The following is an 18,393-nucleotide window of genomic DNA, read 5'->3' on the forward strand; positions in this document are numbered from 1 at the left end:
AACCGATGGCCGAAAGCCGAAGTACATTTTACTTCTTCAACGCCTCCTCCACTGCATTCCCAACATTTCCGCTTCCTGGCAGAATATGGAGCAATGCGGCAATGGTCGGTGCAATGTCGGATACGTGAGTTCTTCTCAATGTTTCGCCTTTGTTGATTCCCCATCCAAAGAGTACAAAAGGCACCTGGGTATCATAGTTGTACGGTGTTCCGTGGGAGGTACCAGTAGCAGTTCCGTAAAACCATCCCGGCTGTGCCAGAACCTGAATATCTCCGCTCCTTTTTGCATTGATATTGTTCTTATACAATTCGATTTGATAGGTATTCAAAGGAGCTTTGCCAATGTCGGTCAGATCAACTATATCGGCGATGCCCGGTACTGTCAATGCGGCTTCTCTAACCACCTTCGAAACATCTGATACTGTAATTTTTTTCTTCTTCAACAAGTCGTGATCGAGATATAGCTGGTTATTATCAGTGCTGATCACAAACTTACCTTCCCCAAACCCTTCTTTCAATGCATCCGTGATTGTTTTGGTAAGCAGCTTACGATCAACCAGGCCCGAAGGCAATTTGTGTTCCGCAGCAAAGCCAGGTACATCTACAACGCCGTGATCGGCTGTGAGGAAAACAGTGTACTGGCCTTTTCCAACCCAGCTATCCAGAAAACTAAACAGATCAGCAAATTCGCGGTCGAGGCGGAGGAAATCATCCTGCTGCTCCATAGAATTAGGCCCTACCCTGTGCCCGATTTTATCTGGTGAGGAAAAGCTGATCGCCAGGAAGTCTGTATCAGCGCCCTTTCCCAGCTTCTCTCCCTTGATTGCCTCTATGGCCATCTCCTTCGTAATGGTATTACCCCAGGGCGTATCTGTCACCACGCCAAATGCATCGCCTGCCAAGCCAGCCAGTTCATAGGGAAACACCGGCTTCTGAGCGCCCGGCAATTTCCCCTCCCAGATTACATCATCCGGTGAGCTTTGCGTATAGCTATCAGCCGATAACAACAATTCCCAACCTTTTTTCAGGTATTCAGAAGGCATTTTCTTCGCATTATAATCTTTTACCCATTGCGGCAGATCCTCCATGTAAAAGCTACTGGTAACCCAGTTCCCTGTTTTGGAATCAAACCAGTAAGCTGCATTCGCAGTGTGTCCGGCGGGCAAAATAGAGCCGCGGTCTTTGATAGCGATACCGATCGTTTTCGAACGGAAATTGGTCGCAATCCGGAGCTGGTCTGTAACTGTGCTCGTGAGCAGGTTTCTGGGTGACATTTTTCCAACGCTGCCTGTTGTGCTGCCGACTGTTTTCACAGTGCTGTCTTCTACACAATAAACCTCCTGCTTTTTGATCGGATCAAACCATTCATTTCCAACAATCCCGTTGATAGCAGGCACCGAACCTGTGTAAACCGAAGCGTGACCGGCAGCCGTCACTGTTAGTGCATAAGGATAATGATTATTCCGGCAGTTAAAACCCTCATTCATCATCCGCTTAAAACCACCTTCTGAATATTGATCGTAATACCGGTAGAGGTAATCGTAACGCATTTGGTCAACCACAATACCTACAACCAATTTGGGACGGGCAAGTGTTGCCGGCTTTATTGCGGCACTTTTCTTGGGAGTCTGGGCATTTGCACCGAGTGCAACCAACAGGCAGAGAACTATTTTTTTCACACTGTAAGGATTTAGATTAAACTATCGTATTACTGAATTTCAACGTTCCGCCGCCTCATTTTACTTTTTCAAAGCCTCTTCCACCGGATTTCCAACATTTCCGCTTGGCGGTAAAATGTGCAGCAATGCGGAGATAGTAGGCGCAATGTCTGCAATGGTGGTGCGCCTCAGCGTTTCACCCTTATTTACACCCCAGCCATAAAGCAGGAATGGAACGTGGGTATCATAATTATAAGGTGTTCCGTGGTCGGTGCCGGTGCCGAAGCCGGAAGCAAACCAGCCTGGTTGCAGGATCAGCTGCAAGTCGCCGCTGCGTTTTGCATTAATATTGTTTTTGTATAATTCAAGCTGGTAAGTATTGAGAGGCGCTTTCCCGATTTCCCTGAGATTGATGATATCCGCGATCCCGTCGGTAGACAAAACCGTGTTCCGCAGGAGCTGGTAGGCTTCTTCCACCGTGACTTTCTTTTCCTTCAAAACAGCCTTGTTGAAATAGATCTGGTAGTTTTCCAGTGCAGCTATATAGTCAGCCTCTCCGTACGCTTCGTTCAATGCCTTCACAATGGTGCGGGTTAGTGCGGTTGGGCTCATTAGTCCGGCTGGTAATTTATGCTCCTGCCAAAAGCCGGGCACATCCATTGCGCCGTGATCTGCGGTAAGAAAAACGGTATAATTACCTTTCCCTGTCCAGGTATCGAGAAAATTGAAAAGCTCGGCAAACTCCATATCCAGTTTCAGATAGTTATCTTCCTGTTCCACAGAGTTGGGACCAAACATGTGACCAATGCGGTCGGGTGATGAAAAGCTCACGGCCAGAAAATCAGTATCTGCGCCTTTCCCCAGATTCTCGCCTTTGATAGCAGCGATCGCCATTTCTTTCGTCAAAGTATTTCCCCAGGGAGAAGTAGTAACCGGACCAAATGCATCGCCGGCATTCCCGACAAGCTCGTGCGGGAAAGTGGTTTTATTGTTGGATGTGATCAAACCTTCCCACTTCTCATCATCTCTGGTACTCTGGGTATATTGATCAACTGGAAAAAGCGCTGACCAACCTTTTCCGGCGTACTCTGCTGGCTTTTTCAGACTGTTGTAATCGGTAACCCATTGCGGTAATGCGGGCATATAGTAGGTACTTGTCACAAAATTGCCCGTTTTCGAATCAAACCAGTAAGCACCGGTAGCAGCGTGGCCGGCCGGCAAAATGGAAGCGCGGTCTTTAATAGCCACTCCTATCATTTTCGAACGGAAGTTGGTAGCAATGCGGAGCTGATCGGTTACAGTACTCACCAGCAAATTGCGCGGTGACATTTTTCCTACGGTAACATTACTGCTTCCAACAGTAGCAACGGTATTATCATCGGTGCAATAAACACCCTTCTGCATTGCATTGTCATACCATTCATTTCCTATAATCCCATTGATAGCCGGCATTGATCCGGTGTATACCGCAGAGTGCCCGGCCGCAGTTACCGTTAATGCATAATGATAATGGTTATTACGACAGTTGAAACCTTCGTTCATCAGCCTTTTCAGTCCGCCTTCCTTGTACTTGTCATAGTAACGGTACAGGTAATCGTAGCGCATCTGGTCGACAACAATGCCAACAACCAGCTTAGGCCGGGCTAGTTTAGTGGGCTGCTGTACTGTTTTCGACTTCGTCTTGCTTTGTGCCAGAAGCGGGCTCATTCCTGCAAAAAAGCACACAAGAACAATGGCGTAAATTGATTTCATAAGAAGTGGGCTCGATACCGCTGGTTTATAGATAATGCCGCAAAGTTAAACATGTACACCTAGTAAAGCAGAAAACCGGCGCAATTTGCTGCCGGTTTTCTGTTCAACTTTCAGGTTACATTATTTTTTCTCACTTCCGCCCAGTTTGCCTGGCGCACCTTGCGTCGGAGCGCCTTTTTTCGCTTTTTCAAAATCACCTGCCTTAATGATCACCAGTTTATTGTAATCAATGTGTTTATTAAATGCAGTTTTGATCTGCTCGGGAGTCAGCGCCTCGATCTTCTTTTCAAAATCTGCATCCCACTGCATGGTCCGGTTCAGGTAAAGATTATTCGTAAGCGTGTTAGTCAGCGATGCATCCTGCGACCGTGCAACCTGGCGTGATTGCAGGTAACCCGATTTAGCAGCCTTCAATTCTTCTGCCGTAAACCCTTCTTTCAACACTTTTTCAATCTCCTCTTTAAACGCAGCTTCAAGCTTCTCGGCATTTTCGGGTGCATAAATGGCATAAGACATAAACGTACCGCTCTTGTCGAGCGAGCTGGCAGAAAACTGAGAGCCCACTCCGTAGCTCAGTCCATCTTTCTGGCGAATGCGGGTTGCAAGCCGGGAATTCAGGAAACCACCGCCAAGCATGTAATTACCCATAATCAATGCGGGGTAATCGGGATCTGTATCCTGCAGCGGCATTCCCATTCCGGCTACAAACATCGCATTGGCCTTATCTGGCGTTTCAAGCGCCTTGTTTTCAGCTTTTACAGCCTGGTAAGGTGAAGCAATGCGCGTAAATGGCTTTGCGCTTTTCCAATTGCCGAATTCTGCATTGATAATCTTTTCAACCGCAGCTTTGTCAAAGTCGCCGACTACCGTTGCAGATGCATTGCTCGCTCCGTAGAAATCCTTGTGGAACTGTCTGATATCCTCGATTTTAGCAGCTTTCACATTCTCGATATCCTCGTCAAAAGTGCCGACGTAACGGATATCGCTCTTCGGATACGGATTTGTTATGCGGCGGTACTGGTTGAATGCAATCGCCTGCGGTTCGCTTTTCTGGGATTCAATTCCCGCAAGTTCTTCCTGTTTCAGTTTCTCAAACTCGCCTTCGTCGAATGCAGGTGTTTTTAAAACTTCTGCTACCAGCTTCAACACAGCGGGCAGGTTTTCTTTAGTTGTTTCAATATTCGCACCGGCCTGGTTATTTGCACCAAAGAAGCTTACCCGCGCTTTCAGCTTATCAAATTCGTCCTTGATCTGCTGGCGCGTTTTGGTTTTTGTTCCTTTATCAAGCATGGATCCCGTCAGATCCGAGATTGTCGCCTTGTTCATCAGGCTTTTTTCATCACCATACCGGAGTGTGATCCTCGCTGCTACCACATTGCCGCGTGTTTTCTTCGGTAACAATGCAGTTTCAATCGTATTCGGCTTTTCGATTCGGGTTGTTCTCGACTCGATATTCATTGGAGAAGGATCAAATGCCTCTCCTTCCGCTACCACCGCTTCGCCTTTGTAATTCTTCACCAGATCTTCCACTTTCGGCGCTTCCGGGATTTCAGCACGCACCGGTTTTGCATCCGGCGTAAATGTACCCAGGGTTCGGTTGGATGGTTTGAAATAATATTGCGCTACCTTAAAAACATCGTCAGGTGTTACCTTACGGATATTGTCCCTGAACAGGAATGCGAGCCGCCAGTCACCGGTAGCGATCGATTCGCTGATGCTGAGCCCCACCCTTTCAGAATTACGGAATTCCAGGTCCCAGTTTTTCAGGATCGTCGTTTTTGCACGCTCCACATCTTCGGCAGAAGGTTTGAGCAATGCAGTTGAGTCCAGCGTAGCTACAAAAGCCTGACGCGCTTCGTCCAGGGATTTCTCCTTCAACACTTCGGCACCGAACAACACAAAACCCGGATCATAAAGCTGGAAACTGAAACCAAATTCCGAAGAAGCTTTCTTGGTATCTACCAGGTTTTTATAAAGACGCCCGTTCGGCTCTGTGGTGAGCAGCTCGGTCAGCACTTCCATGGCAGGATAATCGGCATGCGAGCCTGGCATAATGTGGTACATCGCCATCAGCAACTGTACATCTCCGGTTCTTTTCAGCTCCACAAAGCGCTCTCCGTCCTGAGTAGGCTCAATAGTGTGGGATTTGGGCAATACACGTGCAGGTTTTGGGATTTTGCCAAAGTATTCGTTGACCATCGCCAGCGTTTTCGCCTCGTCAATTTTCCCTGCAACTGTTACCACCGCATTGTCGGGCTGGTAATATTTTTTGTAAAAAGCCTGCAAATTTTCAATAGGTACTTTCTCAATATCCGATCGGTTTCCAATAGTTGACTTACCGTAATTGTGCCACAAATACCCGGAAGAAATCACGCGCTCCATTAACACTCTAAACGGACTGTTTTCTCCGGATTCAAATTCATTCCGCACGACGCTGAACTCGCTGTCGAGATCTTTTTTGGCGATAAAAGAATTGACCATTCTGTCAGATTCCAGATCAAGCGCCCATTTTAAATTTTCCTCACTCGCTGAAAACGTTTCAAAATAATTGGTTCTGTCGTACCAGGTGGTACCATTCGGGCGTGCACCGTGTTCGGTAAGCTCCTGCGGAATATTCGGATGCTTGGGTGAGCCTTTAAAAACAAGGTGTTCGAGCAAATGCGCCATACCTGTTTCGCCATATCCCTCGTGGCGTGATCCCACGAGATAGGTAACATTCACGGTGATGGTCGGCTTGGAAGGATCCGGGAACATCAATACTTTCAATCCGTTTTCGAGGTTATACTCTGTGATACCTTCAACGGAAGTCACCTTCGTAACGCCTTTCGGGAGGGTTTGCGCCAGCACCGGAGCCGACAGCATCGTAGCCAGCAGCAAGCCGACCACCTTTCTTTTAGAATTCATGACCATATCAGAGTGAATTGAATTAGATTTACAATGCTTGAAAATAATGCAGAATATCTCATGAAACAATGGCTTTCTGATAAAAGGTAAGAGGATCCGGTTGCAACATTTTGGCAGCCTTTGTGTGTATATGTTTATTTCAAATCGTTAATAATGAAACCCATTAAAGCAGCTTTCAACGTTCTTAGCATTTTATCAGCCGCTCTTTTATTGAACTGCGCCGGCGGCGGCATTCCCATTTCCACAAATACGAAATATCCCATTGAAGTACTGTACGAAAACCAGGCTGTCGACCGCCCTTATACGGAAATCGGCGTGGTGGAAATCAGCAGCGAGGATTCACTGACAAGAGAGCAAACGCAGGACCGCAGAATGATGTACCGCGGTAATGATGCCAAAACAAAGGAGCTGCTCACTGCGCGGCTTGTGATGAAAGCCCAGAAAATCGGAGCCGACGCCATTATCAATGTGCAGTACAAATACTATACAAGTGTGAAGAAAGAAGGATATATGCTCAGCGGAGTGGCTGTGAGGTATAGGGGAGAATAAGAGGGGTCACCGCGTCGGGTTCTTTTCAGAAATCATCTTTTTTGACGTAGTATCCTGCCGCGTAGAATCAGCCGGGATCACATAAGGGATCTTCACGGAAGGTTTTGGCATTGCATTGAACCGGTTGAAGCTGTGTGTAAACTGCATGCTCACGCCGCCCGTCGTTACTGTATTATTCAGGGAAAGCGGGTTTTGAACGTTCCGGTTGTAAGCTTTCACCCGCACCGATCCCTGGCTGTTGAGCCAATATTCCAAAGTCCATTCTCCCAACAGGCTTGCTGCGTCGTAAGCAGTAGTCCCCGTCTGGCTTTGCGCGCCTGAGGTAAACCGCCCGTCCCTCGTAACCCTGAAACGATCATTCAGAAAACGATAGGAGAAGCGCAATTGCAGGTTATTTAATGCATTTTGATCCAGGGAAAGCCCCGATACACCTACTTCCAGATTTTCATTGATACCCGAAGCCCAGCGGCTGATCTGATTGGAAACCAGCTCACTGATGCTGCTACCAAGGAAATTCTGACTTCCCACGGTTGCCAGACTACTTTCGGGAAGTAATTGATTAACTACCAGTAAGCTGCTCACCTGCCGGCTCAATTCCTGCTCGTCAGATTTCAGCTTGTTTTGAAATGCTTCCAGCTGGCCGCGGTACTTGTTCAGCGAAGGATTGTCAAGGATTTTCAAATCGTAGCGGATAAGCGGCGACATTAATCTTTCAGACAAACCAATGGTCACTTCCACAGGGTACCTGCGCGACAATGCATCATTGGTGTTGGTACCGGAAGCGCCGGTATTAGGCACGCTGGTGTAAGGCAGCACGCCAGCCAGCGAAACCAGCTGGGTGTACCCGGCTTTTACATCCAAAATCGCCCCGTAGGGATCTCCGGACCACACAATCCGGCTACCCGGTTTGATACTGAATTTCTTGTTGATCACATTCTGCAAGGTGAAGTTATACTCGCCCCGTTCAATCTCATAGGTCCCCGCCATTGTAAAATCGCCCTGGGTATCTATGTTCAGATTTAAGCGGCCAGACCCGTTTCCACGCAGGATGTCACCAGTTTGCCTGTCAAAAATAATTTCGCAGGTCGCGTCTGGTGTCAGGTTGAAATTGAAATCCATTTTGATACCGCCCGCGACCTGACTGCGCGCAATGGAGTCCGATTGACTAACCGTGCTCGTGCTGTCAGGTTTTGGCATTTTGCTCACAAACTGAATGTAGTCCTGGGTAGCTACCTCGGTGGCGCCGTCAAGCGGAATGTAGATCTTTGTGCCTTTGTTGCTGGTTACATTGGCTTCGATGTTCAGGTTATCAATTGGCCCGAATACGGCAACCGGCCCGGTCACATACGCAGTTCCATAGAACACATCATTGTCTTTTACATTGGTATTTAAGATCTTGAAATTCCTCAAATCCGCGTTAAAACCAAGTGAGAAATACTTGAAACCATCGTGAAAAACACCGCCACGGAGTGCCGCTGTATTACCATCGCTGTCAGTCACGACAATATTGTTGACCGTGATCTCACTTTCGGTAAAATTGATTTTGTCATTAAAAGTAAATACGGACTGCAGGTAATCGAACTTCATTCTCCCCTGCTCTACCATCAATGATCCTGACAATACCGGAGCGTCCACTTTACCTTTGATCAGAACTGTTCCCTGCGCCCGGCCGCCGATATCAGATACCAGCCCCTCGGCAAATGGTTCCAGTGCCTTGAAGTCGATGTGATTAAAAATCGCTTTGAGATCGAGCGTATTTTCAGCCGATTTTGGTTTGTATGAACCGACGAGATTGAACACCCGCCGCGCGTTTTTACTCAGCTGCGCATCGATCTGCAACTCGCTGGTGATCTGGTCCCAGTCACCTGTTCCTGACAAATTCCCGAATTCATACTGGGCATAGCCTAAGCTCTCTATGTTGAAGCTCGCATCCAGGATCACGCTATTGTAAATATCTTTCACCCGCGCAGAACCGTCCATTATTCCGGCCAGCTTCGTATTAAATACAGGATTGAAGCTATTGAGGCGGAAGTTCCTGATGTCAAGCAACAGGCTTTTCTCCGGGTTTTCGGAAGCAATTCCGCTTAAAAAAATCCGTTGCTTGCCGCTGACGAGCCCGACGTTTGATAAAGAAATTTCCCTTCCCACAATCGAGATCAGACTTTGCGAAGGCACACTCCATTCTTCGTCGAGCAGGTTGAGTTTGGAATCTCTAAACCCGATATCAAGGCCCGCGGGCAAGAACCTGATTTCGCCCGCCAGGTTAGCCTGGTTCGTACTTTTTACCTGGTGCAATGCACCATTGAAATCAATGTGATCCTCATCCCAAGTGCCTTCAAATTCAAGCTTTTCAGTCGGAACAAGCACGCTCATCTGCTGCTTGTCGGAGGTGGCCAGGATGGAGGCAAGTACCTCGGCATTGTTCACGAACTTGGAAGTAGTTACGTCAAGTTCTGATTTTATAAACTGGTTTGCTCCGTAGCGCAGCGTATCTGAAACAGCATTCAAAGTCAGGATCGCGGTATTATCCATTCTGAAAACGCCTTCTACCCTGGCACCTCTGGAAACGTAGATATCCGGACTCAAAAACGCCAGAAAGCGTGAAAGATTTCTGGTTTCCAGCTCATAATCAATCTCGTACCTTTTCTGAACAGATTGAACCGGCTTGCTGGCGTAGTATTGCTGCCGACTTGCCTCGTTTTCAAAAAAGTAGAGTTTATATTCTTCCATCAGCCTGTTCAGATCGTTCCACGACTGGGTAGGCAGAAAATCTCCCTCTACTTTGGCGGTCAGAAATTCACTTTCAAGCTTCAAAATCCGAATTTCCTCTTCCTGCCGCGAGGAAAAAGTAAGTGTATCAATCACCAGGTTACGCTCCTGGTTTGTCATCAATAAATAGGTATTCAGCAGCTTTGCGTCGCCCGTGAGTTCGTCAAATGTATTTCCCGAAACATTTACATTCAGCTGTGTCCGAAGTGTGATCGGCTCTTCTGAAAAACCCAATTGTGCCAGGTTCGCTTTTTCTACCAGACCTTGTAAATCAAAAGAATTTTTAGCCTTTGACAGATCAAACTCTCCTTCCAGATTCAAAACAAGGTTGGTATCCCTAGCACTTACAAGTCCATTGAAATACTGGTTTTGCAGGTTTCCTTTGAGGCGGATATTGCGGTAATCGTAATTTCTGAAACCAACCCGGTTTACCACTGCATTCATGTCCGTAGACGCAAAACGCAATTCAAGTCCTTTCCCGTAAATCTTCCCTGAAAAATCAAGCTGCTGCCAGGTATCTTCTTCTTCGAGCAACTTTCCAAGCTCAAAATTGTGCGTTTTTACTTCACCTGAATAAGTCGTCGTTTTTGGGTCCCTGATGTGAAAAACCAGATCTCCGGCAATCTCTCCCATGGAAGAAGACGCATTTGCACCCACCGAGAAGTCTTCCAATGTGCCCTTGAAATGTCCATCTAGCAAAGTCAGTCCAAACTTTTGAAGTTGCTGGTGCATATCCCATTCAGGATAATACTGCACGAGATCGGCAGGCTCTATTTTCGAAAGCGAAAGCCTGATATCCATTTGTACGCCATCGATCTTCGGCAAACCTTTGAACCCCAGATCGCCCACCAGCCTGCTGCTTTTCCCAAAATGCAGATCCGTGTTGGTGAGCATAAAATCGTCAACCTTTCCATTGAAATCACCGGAAATATCCCAGCTCTCGTTCAATGCGTCGACATAGCTTGAAAACAGCCCGAGATCGCGGGAGTCGATGTGACTTCCTACCAAATGTCCTTTCATCCGGACCTTGTGGTTGAAATCACCGAGCTCTCCTGACCGGTTATAGTAAAAGATTACCTCGTCTTTCAGTCGTGAATGCCCGATTTTCGCATCCAGCTCTTTCAACTCCATCTTTTTTTGACAGAACAAAAACCGGGTATCGAGGTCATGCATTTCCAGGCCGGTCTGCATGTCAACTGTTTTCAGGTTTTTGGCTAGAAATGAAATGGTATCTCCCTGAACCAGGAAATTTTTGAGGTCGCCGTTCAGGTGTTGAAGCTTGAAATGGGAGTAATCAAAAACCCTTTTTCTCCTGTCGCGTGTACTTCTCGGATCGTCGTAACTGAATGTACCGTCAATTACCTTGGATTTGCCGATAATAAATGGCGTATTGTTTTCGGGTGCATTCGCCGGGCGGGGCACAGCGGGCGCAGTGAGCTCATTGATTTTTTCAATAAAACCATCGATGTTGAGGTAACCCGACTCCGGCAGGATCACCAAATGTACTTTCGGCTGAAATACGTTCACTTCGTCCAGGCGGATTTCCCGGTCAGCGTTTTCGATGATATTTTGAAGATTCAGGTTTACATCAATACGGCCCACGTCGATCATATCTCGCTGGCTGGTATCCTTAACAGACACTCCTTCCAGCGATACTACATCAAACCATTTGATGTTAACTTTCTTGATAGTAATGGGATAGCCTAGTTTTGAGGAGATGCGGTCGGCGGCGGACTGAACTGCCCAGGTCTGCACTGAAGGTAGCTGAAGTGCGCTGGTAATGATACCCAGCGCGAGAAGCGCGAAGATAATCACCACGATCAAACCATTGCCTAACGCCTTCAGGAATTTAAACATATACAGCTTCGCAGGCGATACTGCTTATCTTGTTGTTAATGCTTAATTTTGTGAATAACTCAATAGAATGAATATTCTTGCCATTGAATCTTCGTGTGACGAAACCTCCGCAGCCGTAATTACAAACGGGGAAATCCGCTCCAATGTTGTTGCTACGCAGCTTATTCACACACAATACGGGGGAGTTGTACCGGAATTAGCTTCGCGTGCACACCAACAACATATCCTACCAGTGGTAGATAAAGCATTGAATGATGCAAAAGTAACAAAAAAAGACCTGGATGCCATTGCATTCACGCGTGGGCCGGGTTTGCTGGGCGCATTGCTGGTAGGTACATCCTTCGCAAAATCAATGGCGCTCGGACTTGGTATTCCGCTTATTGAGGTTAACCACATGCAGGCGCACGTACTCGCGCACTTTATTGATGATCCAAAACCCGCATTCCCATTCCTTTGTCTCACAGTAAGTGGCGGCCACACGCAGATTGTAAAGGTATCTTCACCCTTGCAAATGGAGATTATAGGAGAAACCCGTGATGATGCGGTTGGAGAAGCCTTTGATAAAACTGCAAAGCTGCTTGAACTACCCTATCCGGGCGGACCTTTAATTGATAAATATGCTGGAAGCGGCAACCCTGACGCATATTCTTTCCCATTGCCGGAAATGCCCGGGCTTGATTTCTCGTTCAGCGGGATTAAGACTTCCTTTATGTATTTCCTTCAAAAACAGGTTCGGGAGAATCCTGCATTTATAAGCGAGCATTTACCGGATATCTGCGCGAGTGTCCAGTTCACATTGATCAATATCCTGTTGAAAAAGCTTAAAAAAGCTTCAAGAGAAACGGGTATCAAAGAGATTGCAATTGCAGGCGGCGTGTCGGCCAACTCGGGACTGAGGAAAGCATTAATGGAACTGGGCCAAACTTTAAACTGGAACGTTTACATTCCCGCGTTCGAATACTGCACAGACAATGCGGCGATGATCGCCATTGCCGCGCATTATAAATTCCTGGAAAATGACTTCTGTGACCAGACAGTGAGTCCGCTGGCAAGAATGGATTTTTAAAATCGCAGCTTTTATCATCTGCTGCAAATTAGCTATTCAACAAAGTACTGAACCAAATGATGCAATTGTCGGAAATCTGGATATATCCCGTCAAATCCCTCGGTGGGATCAGATTATCAGAAGCCACGACAGAAGAACGTGGACTTGAATACGATCGCCGCTGGATGATCATTGATGAAAACGGAAAGTTTTTAACCCAACGTGTTTTGTCCAAAATGGCGCTGATTGATGTTGAATTAACTGATCTGGGCCTGAAAATAGTAAACAGGAACGAGCCGCAGAATGCATTGATCGTACCTTACTTACCTGTTACCCAACAGCCAAGAACAGTTACCATCTGGGACGATGTTGTGGAAGCGGTAACTGTGAGTAATGAAGCAGACCAGTGGCTAAGCGAGCAGTTCGGACAAAAGCTGGAACTTGTCAAAATGCCGGAGCAGACGGAACGTAAAGCTGATCCAAGATATGCGAAGAACAACGAAAATGTGAGTTTTGCTGACGGATTCCCATTCCTGATCATCTCCCAGGCTTCATTAGATGACCTTAATTCCAGGCTTGAAGCGCCAATTACGATGCGCCGTTTCAGGCCAAATATCGTGATTTCCGGAACAGCTCCATTCGAGGAGGATCAATGGAAATCGATCCAAATTGGCAGTCTTGAATTTGAAATTGTGAAACCCTGCGCACGCTGCATTCTCACAACTATAAATCCGGAAACAGCCGAAAAAGGAGCAGAGCCGCTAAAAACGCTTTCAACTTTTCGCAAAGTCAACAACAAAATTCTCTTTGGTCAGAATGCGGTAACAAGAACACTTGGTACAATGCGGGAAGGCGATTCTGTATCGGTTCTAAAATAAAAAAGCGCCCTGATCAAGGCGCTTTTCAAAGTATAAGTTAACTTCTAAGCTTCTGTTTCGCTTGCTCCGTTTGTCTGGAACGGGCTCTTCATAATACCCCGCTCAGAGTTTCTGATGAAGTTAATTACCTCATCCCGCTCATTCGATGGTGGCAATTCCAGTTCTATTTTCTGCAATGCTTCCGCATTGTTCAGCCCTTTCATGAAGATGTAACGGTAAATATTCTGGATTTCAACGATCTTATCATTGCTATATCCTCTCCTGCGCAACCCTACTGAATTGATACCCACATAGGAAATCGGCTCACGTGCCGCTTTTGTAAAAGGTGGAACATCTTTCCGCACAAGAGAAGCTCCCGACACAAATGAATGTGCGCCGATCTTCACAAACTGATGGACAGCACTTAATGCACTTACAATAGCCCAGTCGCCCACATGTACGTGGCCGGCCATTTGCACATTATTACCTATTATGCAATTACTTCCAACCCGACAATCGTGCGCTACGTGCGCGTAAGCCATAATCAGACAGTCCGAGCCTACTACTGTCTTCCAATGCTCTTCGGTTCCGCGGCTGATTGTCGCATATTCCCTGATGGTCGTATTGTCGCCGATTACTGTGAGTGTGTATTCATTGTTGTATTTCAAATCCTGCGGAGTAGCAGAAATCACTGCTCCGGGATAAATGCGACAATTCTTTCCGATTCTTGCGCCTGAATTAATCACGGCGTGTGAACCAATCCATGTTCCTTCGCCGATTTCAACGTCGGCGTGGATCATAGCAAATGGTTCTATTTCAACATTTTGAGCGACTTTCGCGTCAGAATGAATGTATGCTAAGGTGGTTGGTGTCATTTTTTCTTTACCAGGCTTGCTATCATATCAGCTTCACATACCAATTGGCCGGCTACATAGCCGCGACCACTCATTTTTACAATACCTCTTTTCATAGGAGATGTAAACTCGCATTTGAAAATAACGGTATCTCCGGGAAAAACATTACGGCGGAAGCGGCAGGCGTCGATGCCTATCAGATAGGGCCAGTAATTATCAGGATCGGGAACACTAGACAGAACGAGAATCCCGCCCGTTTGCGCCATTGCTTCAAGCTGCAATACGCCCGGCATTACAGGATTCCCCGGAAAGTGCCCTAAAAAGAATTGCTCGTTGATCGTCACGTTTTTAACCCCCACGACACTATTTTCATCCAGCGCGATGATCTTATCAATCATCTGGAATGGATATCGGTGCGCAAGCAGGTTTCCGATCTGATTGATGTCAAAAATGGGTGCTTTGTTGGGATCGTATTGAGGTATATCCCCCTTGCCGGATTTGATCAGCTTCTTGATCTTTTTGGCAAGTGCTACATTGGCTGCGTGTCCCGGACGTGCTGCAAGGATCTGCGCCTTGATCGGCCGCCCTACCAAAGCAAGGTCACCAATCAGGTCCAGCAGCTTATGCCGCGCCATTTCGTTGGGATAATGCAGGTCAACATTGTTTAAAATGCCTTTTGACTTGTTAACGCTGACCTTTGGTTTGTTCAAAAGCTGAGACAAATGATCCAGCTCGCCATCCTGAACTTCACGGTCTACGATTACGATCGCATTGGTCAGGTCGCCACCTTTGATCAGGTTCTGCCGGTACAATGCTTCCAGCTCATGCAGGAAAACAAAAGTGCGGCACTTGGCTATCTCATCTTTAAAAAGCGTAATATCATTCAAAGAAGCATGCTGGCTGCTGATTACAGTAGAGTTATAGTCTACCATGACTGTCAACCTGTAATCCGAAAGCGGCAGTGCTGCCAGTTCCGTATCTTTTTCCTTATTGATGTAATGTACGTATTCAGGAACTTCGAAGTAATTGCGGTAAGCATTTTGCTCCTCAATACCCGCGTCCATGATCGCATCGACAAACTTAATGGAGCTGCCATCCATAATCGGAGGCTCGGGACCATCGAGCTGGATAAGCACATTGTCGATCTGCAACCCTACCAAAGCTGCGAGCGTATGCTCAACTGTATGAATGCGGGCTCCGTTTTGCTCGATGGTAGTGCCTCTTGAAAGGTCAACTACATTGTCAACATCGGCATCTACAATGGGCTGATCTGGTAAATCAACGCGCTGAAACTTATATCCGTGGTTAGCCGGCGCGGGAACAAAAGTCATCGTCGCGACTACACCTGTATGTAAACCCACTCCGGTTACGGATACTGACCTGGAAATGGTTTGTTGTTTTTCGTTCATTATATAAAAATCCTTTTCTGCATAAAGGCTTGTTGGGGTACCGGCAGTCTTCTATTGAAAGTCAGATGTTTCCTGTTTTCTTTCAAGATCTTTCAATCGTTCTTCCATTTCGGGCAGCCTTCTTACGAGCGCCATTGATCTCAGGTGTTCGTTCAAATCACGGGCCGGTGATCCTGAAAAAGAAAGTCCTTCTTTTTTAACAGATTTACCAAGTCCGCTTTGTGCTCCGATCTTGGTTTTGTTCGCAACCGAAATGTGGCCAACAATACCAACCTGCCCTGCAATCACGCATTGTTCGCCGATCGTTGTAGATCCGGAGATACCTGACTGTGCTGCAATTACGGTATTTTTTCCTATCTCCACATTATGCGCAATCTGCACCAGGTTATCTATTTTGACACCTTGCCTGATAATGGTTGAGCCCATCGTAGCGCAATCAATCGTGGTATTGGAGCCGATACTCACATCGTCTTCAATAATAACGTTACCAAGCTGCGGGATCGCTTTATAGCTTCCGTCGGTCTGCGGAGCAAACCCGAAACCATCGCTGCCGATTACCGCATTGGCGGAGATCACGCAGTTTTTACCAACAATTGTATTCTGATAAATCCGTGCGCCGGGATGCACTACCGTGTTATCGCCGATAGTCACATTGTCGCCGAGGAAAGTATTGGGGTATATCTTTACATTATCGCCGACAATGCAATTTTTACCAATATAAGAGAAAGCCCCGCGGTAAACATCCTCTCCTACGTGGCTGTTTTCGCCGATAAAGCTGGGTTGTTCAATGCCGGACTTATTTTTTGCAAGTCGTTTTTGATATTCCTCAAGAAGGATTGTAAATGCAGTGTAAGCGTTTTCGACGTAGATTAATGTGGCCGAAACTTCTTTTTTAGGGACAAAGTCTTTGTTAACTATAACCGCAGAAGAGCCGGTTGAATAAACGTAAGGTTCGTATTTACTGTTGGCTAAAAAAGAGATGCAGCCCGGACGCCCTTCTTCAATTTTAGCAGCCGAATCAATTGTAATTTCTTCATTTCCAACAATGGTTCCATCAAGCATTTGGGCAATCTCGCTGACAGTAAATTTCATATTTTTCGGCTAATTTCGGGTAATGTGTTTCGAGTATGTTGCGTAAATAATTAAGAGGGCTCCTTCTTGATATGATCCTTACTAACCACGCAAAGATACATTTTTAGCCCAACATACATAGTACTTGCGTACAATCTTAGTCAGTGCTTCGATGGTCGGAATATCCGATGCATCCGCTATATCAAGTAAATTACCGTTCTTCATTTTCACGCGAATAGGATCTTGTTCTTTGGCATAAGCCCAGTTGGTGGTTTCGCCTTCGATCAGAAAATACGCCATTTCTTCCTCCCTTACGCCGGCACTCCGCAACCGCTTGCGCAGGGGTTCCAGCACTTCTTCACCGGGCTGCTGATCGTAAAACTGGATTTTGAACAAATCTCGGTCCAGTAACTTCTTGCATAAAACGGACAAAACCAGGTCTTCGTGTGTTTTCCAGCCCTTCACGGAAGCCCATACGTCATTATCGTCCAATCCGTTGAAAGCTTGCATTAAACCCGGCTCAGAATCAAAGTCCCCGATCGTGAACCTGTTATGCAAAAACCTGTCAAAATCAGGCGTAGCAAACAATCTGGTGCCATTTGCTGTCAATTCACGCGCACGGTAAAGGATCTGGGTCAACATTGCCTGCGCACTCAGGAGCGTTTTGTGGAGGTATACCTGCCAGTACATCAGGCGGCGTGCATGCAGGAAATTCTCTATGCTTAAAAGCGCCTTTTCCTCTACCACAAGTTCATCTCCGCTGATATCAAGCATTTTAATCAGCCTGTCGGCGCCAATGGAACCTTCTATCACCCCGGTGTAAAAACTATCGCGATTGAGGTAATCCATCCGGTCCATATCGAGCTGACTGGAAATCATCTGGTGAAAAAACTGCCGCGGATAGGTGCCTTCAAACATTTGAATGGCCATATCTAAGCGTCCATTCATTTGCCTGTTGAGTTCCTTCATCATCGAAAGGGTAATTGCCTCATGCTCGACGCCGGGCAGCATTACGCTTTCAAGTACATGCGAAAAAGGGCCGTGGCCGAGATCATGCAGGAGGATAGCGGCCTGCGCAGCTTCAAGCTCCGATTGCCAGATCAGGTGTCCTTTTTCCTGTAAAGCCTTCAATGCCTGGCTCATCAGGTGCATCGCGCCAAGTGCGTGGTGAAAGCGTGTGTGCAATGCGCCCGGGTAAACGATATCAGCGAGCCCAAGCTGCTTGATTCTTCTAAGTCGCTGCAAAAAGGGGTGATCTACGAGGTCGTAAAGCAGATCAGATGAAATCGTGATGAACCCGTAAACCGGATCGTTAATTATCTTTCTTTTATTCAAAGCCAATTTTTCTCCAAAAGTAATAAAAGAAGCAACGGACAAAAGCAGTTATTCTTGCCATGATCGTTTGGAGATTTGCACGGTTTAGCTATTTTTGCACTCCAAACAAGAGTTTGGACGAGCTTATAGCTCACAAAACGTTTGCCCGGTCGGTTAGAGCAACTGACATACTTGCTACTAAGGGGCCTATAGCTCATTCGGTTAGAGCAACTGACTCATAATCAGTAGGTGCCTGGTTCGATCCCAGGTGGGCCCACTTGAAATTCAAGCACTTAGCATTAATCTGCTAGGTGCTTTTTTCGTTGGCGGCCTACAAAATAGCCTACATTCTTTC

General features: G+C 46.7%; 11 protein-coding genes and 1 tRNA gene. 4 read left to right on the forward strand and 8 right to left on the reverse strand.

Annotation, left to right across the window (positions count from 1 at the left end; translation table 11 throughout):
• Window positions 1-28: 28 nt before the first annotated feature.
• The 3 genes from pafA (Q369_RS0125200) to Q369_RS0125210 form a co-directional block, all read right to left on the reverse strand.
• Window positions 29-1,678 (reverse strand): alkaline phosphatase PafA, encoded by a 1,650-nt coding sequence (gene pafA / locus Q369_RS0125200; protein WP_031530490.1) that lies wholly within the window; start codon window positions 1,676-1,678, stop codon window positions 29-31.
• A gap of 60 nt (window positions 1,679-1,738) precedes the next feature.
• Window positions 1,739-3,409 (reverse strand): alkaline phosphatase PafA, encoded by a 1,671-nt coding sequence (gene pafA, locus Q369_RS0125205; RefSeq protein WP_031530491.1) that lies wholly within the window; start codon window positions 3,407-3,409, stop codon window positions 1,739-1,741.
• Window positions 3,410-3,529: 120 nt separating this feature from the next.
• Window positions 3,530-6,313, reverse strand: coding sequence for a M16 family metallopeptidase (locus Q369_RS0125210; RefSeq protein WP_374754364.1), 2,784 nt, complete (start codon window positions 6,311-6,313; stop codon window positions 3,530-3,532).
• Between the two features lie 153 nt (window positions 6,314-6,466).
• On the opposite strand from Q369_RS0125210, the gene Q369_RS0125215 reads away from it, so the two are divergent.
• Complete coding sequence (locus Q369_RS0125215) at window positions 6,467-6,862, forward strand: heavy metal-binding domain-containing protein (protein ID WP_031530493.1); 396 nt, start codon at window positions 6,467-6,469, stop codon at window positions 6,860-6,862.
• Window positions 6,863-6,868: 6 nt separating this feature from the next.
• Here Q369_RS0125215 and Q369_RS0125220 read toward each other — a convergent pair whose 3' ends face one another.
• The gene (locus Q369_RS0125220; RefSeq protein WP_031530494.1) at window positions 6,869-11,488 is read right to left on the reverse strand and encodes a translocation/assembly module TamB domain-containing protein; all 4,620 of its coding nucleotides are present in this window, start codon (window positions 11,486-11,488) and stop codon (window positions 6,869-6,871) included.
• Window positions 11,489-11,555: 67 nt separating this feature from the next.
• On the opposite strand from Q369_RS0125220, the gene tsaD reads away from it, so the two are divergent.
• Window positions 11,556-12,554 carry a tRNA (adenosine(37)-N6)-threonylcarbamoyltransferase complex transferase subunit TsaD gene (gene tsaD, locus Q369_RS0125225; RefSeq protein ID WP_031530495.1) on the forward strand — a complete coding sequence of 333 codons (999 nt, stop codon included), beginning with the start codon at window positions 11,556-11,558 and terminating at the stop codon, window positions 12,552-12,554.
• Between the two features lie 56 nt (window positions 12,555-12,610).
• Window positions 12,611-13,411, forward strand: coding sequence for an MOSC domain-containing protein (locus tag Q369_RS0125230; RefSeq protein ID WP_310589035.1), 801 nt, complete (start codon window positions 12,611-12,613; stop codon window positions 13,409-13,411).
• Between the two features lie 44 nt (window positions 13,412-13,455).
• Here the strand turns inward: Q369_RS0125230 and lpxA are convergent, their stop codons facing one another.
• The 4 genes from lpxA to Q369_RS0125250 form a co-directional block, all read right to left on the reverse strand.
• Window positions 13,456-14,265, reverse strand: coding sequence for an acyl-ACP--UDP-N-acetylglucosamine O-acyltransferase (gene lpxA / locus Q369_RS0125235; RefSeq protein WP_031530497.1), 810 nt, complete (start codon window positions 14,263-14,265; stop codon window positions 13,456-13,458).
• On the reverse strand, window positions 14,262-15,653 hold the full coding sequence (locus tag Q369_RS0125240) for a bifunctional UDP-3-O-[3-hydroxymyristoyl] N-acetylglucosamine deacetylase/3-hydroxyacyl-ACP dehydratase (protein WP_031530498.1): 1,392 nt from the start codon (window positions 15,651-15,653) through the stop codon (window positions 14,262-14,264). Before Q369_RS0125240 ends, lpxA begins: the two co-directional genes overlap by 4 nt.
• A 51-nt stretch (window positions 15,654-15,704) precedes the next feature.
• Window positions 15,705-16,745 carry a UDP-3-O-(3-hydroxymyristoyl)glucosamine N-acyltransferase gene (lpxD, locus tag Q369_RS0125245; protein WP_031530499.1) on the reverse strand — a complete coding sequence of 347 codons (1,041 nt, stop codon included), beginning with the start codon at window positions 16,743-16,745 and terminating at the stop codon, window positions 15,705-15,707.
• Window positions 16,746-16,826: 81 nt separating this feature from the next.
• A complete protein-coding gene (locus Q369_RS0125250) occupies window positions 16,827-18,059 on the reverse strand; it encodes an HD domain-containing protein (RefSeq protein WP_031530500.1) in 1,233 nt (410 codons plus the stop codon).
• A gap of 182 nt (window positions 18,060-18,241) precedes the next feature.
• On the opposite strand from Q369_RS0125250, the gene Q369_RS0125255 reads away from it, so the two are divergent.
• Window positions 18,242-18,315, forward strand: a tRNA-Ile gene (locus Q369_RS0125255).
• Window positions 18,316-18,393 lie beyond the last annotated feature (78 nt).

Source organism: Dyadobacter crusticola DSM 16708 (assembly GCF_000701505.1).
Classification (GTDB): Bacteria; Bacteroidota; Bacteroidia; order Cytophagales; family Spirosomataceae; genus Dyadobacter; species Dyadobacter crusticola.

Excerpts from the sequence above, each read along its gene's own strand:
- Q369_RS0125215 (WP_031530493.1), top strand. The coding sequence starts at position 6,467 with ATGAAACCCATTAAAGCAGCTTTCAACGTTCTTAGCATTTTATCAGCC.
- Q369_RS0125240 (WP_031530498.1), bottom strand. The coding sequence starts at position 15,653 with ATGAACGAAAAACAACAAACCATTTCCAGGTCAGTATCCGTAACCGGA.
- Q369_RS0125230 (WP_310589035.1), top strand. The coding sequence starts at position 12,611 with ATGATGCAATTGTCGGAAATCTGGATATATCCCGTCAAATCCCTCGGT.
- lpxD (WP_031530499.1), bottom strand. The coding sequence starts at position 16,745 with ATGAAATTTACTGTCAGCGAGATTGCCCAAATGCTTGATGGAACCATT.
- lpxA (WP_031530497.1), bottom strand. The coding sequence starts at position 14,265 with ATGACACCAACCACCTTAGCATACATTCATTCTGACGCGAAAGTCGCT.
- Q369_RS0125220 (WP_031530494.1), bottom strand. The coding sequence starts at position 11,488 with ATGTTTAAATTCCTGAAGGCGTTAGGCAATGGTTTGATCGTGGTGATT.
- pafA (WP_031530491.1), bottom strand. The coding sequence starts at position 3,409 with ATGAAATCAATTTACGCCATTGTTCTTGTGTGCTTTTTTGCAGGAATG.
- Q369_RS0125210 (WP_374754364.1), bottom strand. The coding sequence starts at position 6,313 with ATGAATTCTAAAAGAAAGGTGGTCGGCTTGCTGCTGGCTACGATGCTG.
- tsaD (WP_031530495.1), top strand. The coding sequence starts at position 11,556 with ATGAATATTCTTGCCATTGAATCTTCGTGTGACGAAACCTCCGCAGCC.